We start from the raw sequence: 5,590 nt of genomic DNA on the forward strand, positions 1-5,590 counted from the left end.
TGCAGGTTGGAATCGTATGGGTTTAACGTTACCCTTAGCGCCAAAAAACACTGGTACTCATAATGAACTACGCAATTGAATTTCACGACGCTAAATACCCCTTTCTTGATGTAGCTGCGCGTAAAAAAGCACTGAAGCACAGTCTATTGTCTGTCATCGAAGGGTTAGCCGTCATTAAATTGGGTAAGCAGGAGTATGCCATTGAACCAGGCCAATATTTTTGGATTCCTCAAGGATGTTTGAGCTCCCTCACCTTTTTACCTAATTCTCGTGTATATCGTTGTGATTTTTCTGTGCGTTTAAATGACGACTTCTCACAACAAGCGGGCTTTGTGAAGCCTTCACCGCTACTAAAAGCGCTCGTCGAGAAGCTAGCAACAACTGCCGAACGCTCGGATCTGCAAACCGATCTACTGACAGTAGTAAGACATGAAGTATTGACGCTGTCTCCTAAACTAGCGCACTCAACGTTAACGAGAACCATCAATCAATGGACTCCTGGCTGTGACATTAATATTTCTAAAGAGCTTTGCTTGGTACTAACACTACGTGAAGCAAGAAAAATGAAACTGTCGGGGAAGAAGGAAGAGCAAATTGTTGACTCTCTTTTTGCTGGTAACACCGAAGAATATGAACAGCTTTGCTTTTTAGTCTTTGGAGAAGCGCTATAACTTGCTCTTTAACAAGCTACGTTTTCAGCATTACGTAGAGTTACGGATACAGAAAGTAGAGATTCAAGTAAAAGCAAAAAGGGCGTACATTGATAATGTACGCCCTTTTTTCATTTGCTTGAGGTGTCTAGAAAGGTACTTCTATCTGCATCATCCAGTCAGCGTCATAATATTCGTGCCAACGATAATCAAACCGCATTCTTGGCTGTCCGTCGGATTTATCACCAAAACCAACGCTGAACATCAACCCGTGACTACGAAGCCACTCTTCTGTATCCATTTTACTCTCTTCGTCTCGGAGCTCTTCCGGCATCCAAAAACCAAGACCAAAGTAATTCTTTTCTAAGTTTTGAGTTAGAAGTGGGGTGTCTTCCGGCTTAATCGCCCACTCCTCCCAATAGTTTTCTGTTGGTCCTTCAAGCTTCGCTTCCGCTGCATACCAAATCAATGCTTCAGTACTTAACACGCCGATGGAATCTAAAATTTCTTCACAGATTGGAAGCGTGTTATCTTCAAACACCACGGAACGATCAGAAAAATAGTTACACGCGGAATGAGCTTGTGTCACCACAAGCAGCGCACATGCACTAAATAAAACGACTCTGACCATGAAAATCTGACCTCTCAGTTCCCAGACAATGTTTCTCTGTATAAGCCTTTACTAAGTAATAAATCACGTACGGAAGGTGTTGTATAGGCGCCGATCTCTTCACCCTCGGCCAATGCTTTGCGAATATCTGTGCTTCTGACTTTTACTTTTTCAGGACATGCCATAACAGTCCAACGTTCCGTAATCTCTTCAGCTCTACTAAATTTAGCAAATTTGAAGAAATTATCAGGACCAATGACAAAAGTTATATCGGCAGTTGGGTAAATTTCTTGAATTTTTTCTAACAACGCATAGGTCGTCACACTTTGTCCAGGTTGGTATAAAGCTTGCTCTGCATCAGAACGCTGAACATTAGAAAGCCCCATATCTTTGATGAACGCGTCAACCATTTTGCACCGAGTTGGGTAATCAAGCATGTTCTTGCCCCAAGCGTGTGCAATGCTTGGCTCAAGTAGCACAAGATCAAAGTGGCTCAAAGACTCAATAACACTTTTATGCCCTAAACTAGGTGGGTTAAATGCACTACCAAAAATGGCGATTTTTTTCATATCCGGTGATTACCTGGTTGAAGAGAGTTTTCTAATCTGATGATTTCGGTATGATACTACTAATCTTTACAGCTTTTGACCCTAAAGTCGCGTTTAATGAGCCTCAACTGTATGGTTTATCACCATTTGAGCAAATGCGCTTTAGAGTCTGAAATATTTGCAGGAAAAGGAACCCTAAATGGAACAATCCATCCGTGACGAAATGCGCGTACTCCCTTCAATTGATCCGCATTTTGAAATTGAACGCCGTGTCGCTTTTATTAAGCGTAAATTGCAAGAAGCGGGCTGTAAGTCTCTTGTTCTTGGCATCAGCGGTGGCGTTGACTCAACGACATGTGGTCGTTTAGCTCAGTTGGCTGTAGACCAACTAAACGAAGAAGCGGGCAACAATAGCTACCAATTTATCGCAGTTCGCCTGCCTTACGGGGAGCAAAAAGATGAAGATGAGGCTCAGCTCGCTCTGTCTTTTATCCAGCCAACCCATTCTGTATCGGTGAACATCAAAGCAGGTGTTGACGGGCTTCATTCGGCTTCTCACGTTGCATTAGAAGGCACAGACCTTCTACCAACTGATGCAGCAAAAGTCGACTTCGTAAAAGGCAATGTAAAAGCGCGTGCTCGCATGGTTGCTCAATACGAGATCGCGGGCTACGTAGGCGGCCTTGTTCTTGGTACTGATCACTCAGCAGAAAACATCACTGGTTTCTACACTAAATTTGGTGATGGTGCTTGTGACATGGCACCATTGTTCGGATTAAGTAAGCGCCAAGTTCGTGAAGTGGCTGCTACATTGGGTGCACCTGAGCAACTAGTGAAGAAAGTGCCAACAGCAGACTTAGAAGAGCTTGCTCCACAAAAAGCAGATGAAGATGCCCTAAGCCTAACTTACGAGCAAATCGACGACTTCTTAGAGGGCAAACCTGTTCCACAGCAAGTGAGTGACCGTCTGGTAGCGATTTACAAAGCAACACAGCACAAACGCCAGCCAATCCCGACGATTTACGACTAAGCGATATTTTCAGCTCTCTTTAAAACTCAAAACGCTGCTAAAAATAGCAGCGTTTTTTTGTCTAGGAACAGTTTTTGTCGAAGGACAAAGTTGCTCTCGCCTAGTTGGTTACTGTTACGTCCGTCTCTGGCACAGCACAACACGCCAATACGGTTCCCATTGCACGCTCCTCATCAGTCAACGCGGGCACGTCCGGATGATGTACTTGACCCGACGTAAGCTGAACCTTACACGCGCCACATAAGCCAGCACGACAGCTATTGCTGATGACCTTCCCAGCATCTTCGAGCTGATCTAACAACGTTTTTTGGTTGTTGCCTACGACTTTAGTTCCATTAAAGTCAATAGCGAGACTTTTCTCTGGCTTTGACGTAAGAGAAGAAACTCCAAACGCTTCTTGATGGTAGTTTTCCTCTGACAGCCCTTTTCTTAGTAGAAGACTTTTTGCTTTATCCATAAAGCCATCCGGGCCACACACAAACACCTGCCGCTGTTCAACATCTTTGATTTGCTTAATGTGTGACAAACTTAAACGCCCTTTCAAACCAAACCAATCAACAGCAGGTTGCGTTAAACAGACTTTTACTTCTAGCCCTGGGTGCTCACGCTTTAACTGCTCCAACTCTGAGCGACAAGGAATATCATTCTCGGTGCGACATTGATGGTAGAAAACCACGTTATCCAACTGATTGTGATCCGCTAAGTAACGCACCATTGATAACATTGGCGTTACTCCGCTACCCGCAGAGAGTAACAGCAGAGGCTGCGCTTCATGCGTTTTAAGGTGGAACTGACCGTCAGGTTGTTCTGCCTCTAAAACATCACCGACTTGTAAGTTGTCTAAGAGTGAGTTAGAGACTCTTCCACCCGCGATACGCTTTACAGAAATAGCATAACGACCCGGGCGAGAAGGACTGGATGACAAGGTATAGCGTCGACCCACTTTCTTACCATCAATATTCACCTCTATTGGCAGGTGTTGTCCTGGCAAGTAATTAGGCAACGAACCTTTGTTTGGCTCTAACCATAAGGTCACAAAGTCTTGGGCAATTTCTTCACGCTCAACACATGTAAGCTTCATGCGCACTGGCGAGTTATCTGCGTAAAACTCCGGCTCTTTGTACTCCAATACTTCAACTTTATCGCCTTGACGAATAATGCCTTCATTTCGCGCGACAAGATTCTGGCCAAAGAACACACCACCGACACCGTTTGCACGGAACTGTTGCAAGGTTTTGAGCGGCTCTTTGCTCTCACGGAATGTGCCTCTTTGGGTATTCACCGTAGTCAGGATACAGCGCTCGCAAGGTTTGAGAGACTCAAACTCTACCTCACCGATTCGTATGCGCTTCCATGAATCTTCTTCAAATGGCTTAGTATCAGAGACAACTAAGTTAGTACGAAACTGATCCATTGAGTGTAGCTCTGAACTTCTTCGGTTCAGCTCATCAAGTGAAGCTTGGCTGATCACTAAAACCGGATAACCATCAGCAAAACTGACGTTTTGACCTAGCTTTTCACGGACACGATTCGATTGCTCACCACTAAACAACAACTCAACGCGCTGCCCCAACACACGACTAAACCAGTCATCTGCATCATCTGTCGTGGTATAGGCAGTAAACGTATCTTTCCAAACCGTTGCAGGTGTCTCCTGCATTTTGAAATCTTGGTAACGGATTTTAAGTGGCTCCATACCCAAACTACTAAACACCACTCCATCGGACAATAAGGCAGACTTAATGGTTACCATTTGCGGATACTTTCGCGCAGTGATCATCGAGCCATCAGCTTTCGCAATCATAAAGCGACGATCGAAGCTCAATCCTTGCTTCTCAACCCATACGGACGACAGCGATAATCCGCCAACTGACTTAACCGGAAAAACATTAATTTGGGATAAAACGGGTTGCGACATAGCCTTCTTCCTACGGGTGTTTTTTATTTGTTGCGGTATTGTATACTCAAATCACATTAAGTTGCAGAGTCTGCTGCCTCTTCATCCATTTCAACTTTCTCGAAACCATATTCTTATAAATTTGGTTTTAGTGACAAGTATTTACTACACTCAATATTCGCGTTTTTTAACACCGTTCTGACCAAATACCGTTTGATAAAGTGTGATACGACACACATAATTCACCCAAGTTATCACTACTCCCATTTATCGATTTGGAGCTTAATTATGGATACAAGAAAACTGGTTCTGATTTTGTTATGTATCTTTCTTCCGCCTGTCGCGGTGTTTATGGAGAAAGGTCTAAATAAAGACTTTTTGATTAATCTAATATTGACGTGTTTCTTCTTTCTACCAGGTACGATCCACGCGCTTTGGTTAACAATGAAGTAACCACTTACACTCTCACTCTTTATAAAATTGAAAAATGGGATGAAATATGAGGGCAATTCCTCTATCATCCTGTCGCCTAAGCGCAAGCGTTTGCTCAAAAGCAAATACGGCGCTTAGGCTCCAATCAGACAACTTTTCAATGGTGGGAGCAATTAATGACAACACTGACTATCACTCGTCCTGACGACTGGCACGTTCACTTACGCGATGGGGAAGTTCTTAAAGACACCGTTCGCGACATCAGCCGCTACAATGGCCGTGCGCTGATTATGCCAAATACCGTCCCACCTGTTACTACAACTGAGCTCGCCCTAGCCTACCGTGACCGAATTCTCAAAGAGCAACATGGCGAACAGTTTAAGCCTTTAATGGCGCTTTACCTTACAGATAACACGACACCAG

Annotated in this window: 6 protein-coding genes and 1 pseudogene; 4 read left to right on the forward strand and 3 right to left on the reverse strand. The window is 44.1% G+C overall.

The window, feature by feature from the left end:
• Nucleotides 1-62 precede the first annotated feature (62 nt).
• Entirely contained in the window at nt 63-671 is a 609-nt protein-coding gene (locus tag IQR33_RS04235; RefSeq protein WP_193837188.1) for an AraC family transcriptional regulator, read from the forward strand.
• A gap of 127 nt (nt 672-798) precedes the next feature.
• Here the strand turns inward: IQR33_RS04235 and IQR33_RS04240 are convergent, their stop codons facing one another.
• Both IQR33_RS04240 and IQR33_RS04245 read right to left on the reverse strand, forming a co-directional pair.
• A complete protein-coding gene (locus IQR33_RS04240) occupies nt 799-1,281 on the reverse strand; it encodes a hypothetical protein (protein WP_017635276.1) in 483 nt (160 codons plus the stop codon).
• Nucleotides 1,282-1,295: 14 nt separating this feature from the next.
• A complete protein-coding gene (locus tag IQR33_RS04245) occupies nt 1,296-1,829 on the reverse strand; it encodes a nicotinate-nicotinamide nucleotide adenylyltransferase (protein ID WP_005375300.1) in 534 nt (177 codons plus the stop codon).
• Nucleotides 1,830-2,007: 178 nt separating this feature from the next.
• Here IQR33_RS04245 and nadE point away from each other — a divergent pair, with 178 nt between their 5' ends.
• On the forward strand, nt 2,008-2,838 hold the full coding sequence (nadE, locus tag IQR33_RS04250) for an ammonia-dependent NAD(+) synthetase (RefSeq protein WP_005375299.1): 831 nt from the start codon (nt 2,008-2,010) through the stop codon (nt 2,836-2,838).
• Between the two features lie 100 nt (nt 2,839-2,938).
• Here the strand turns inward: nadE and IQR33_RS04255 are convergent, their stop codons facing one another.
• Complete coding sequence (locus IQR33_RS04255) at nt 2,939-4,756, reverse strand: hybrid-cluster NAD(P)-dependent oxidoreductase (RefSeq protein WP_193837187.1); 1,818 nt, start codon at nt 4,754-4,756, stop codon at nt 2,939-2,941.
• A 267-nt stretch (nt 4,757-5,023) separates the two neighbouring features.
• On the opposite strand from IQR33_RS04255, the gene IQR33_RS04260 reads away from it, so the two are divergent.
• Both IQR33_RS04260 and IQR33_RS32290 read left to right on the forward strand, forming a co-directional pair.
• On the forward strand, nt 5,024-5,188 hold the full coding sequence (locus IQR33_RS04260; protein WP_005375297.1) for a YqaE/Pmp3 family membrane protein: 165 nt from the start codon (nt 5,024-5,026) through the stop codon (nt 5,186-5,188).
• 155 nt (nt 5,189-5,343) lie between these two features.
• Nucleotides 5,344-5,590 (forward strand): annotated as a pseudogene (locus IQR33_RS32290) (dihydroorotase); the annotation flags it as partial.

Source organism: Vibrio sp. OPT46 (assembly GCF_015163535.1).
In the GTDB taxonomy this organism is placed as follows: domain Bacteria; phylum Pseudomonadota; class Gammaproteobacteria; order Enterobacterales; family Vibrionaceae; genus Vibrio; species Vibrio alginolyticus.

Coding starts and splice junctions, on each gene's coding strand:
- IQR33_RS04240 (WP_017635276.1), bottom strand. CDS start 1,281: ATGGTCAGAGTCGTTTTATTTAGTGCATGTGCGCTGCTTGTGGTGACA.
- IQR33_RS04245 (WP_005375300.1), bottom strand. CDS start 1,829: ATGAAAAAAATCGCCATTTTTGGTAGTGCATTTAACCCACCTAGTTTA.
- nadE (WP_005375299.1), top strand. CDS start 2,008: ATGGAACAATCCATCCGTGACGAAATGCGCGTACTCCCTTCAATTGAT.
- IQR33_RS04255 (WP_193837187.1), bottom strand. CDS start 4,756: ATGTCGCAACCCGTTTTATCCCAAATTAATGTTTTTCCGGTTAAGTCA.
- IQR33_RS04260 (WP_005375297.1), top strand. CDS start 5,024: ATGGATACAAGAAAACTGGTTCTGATTTTGTTATGTATCTTTCTTCCG.
- IQR33_RS04235 (WP_193837188.1), top strand. CDS start 63: ATGAACTACGCAATTGAATTTCACGACGCTAAATACCCCTTTCTTGAT.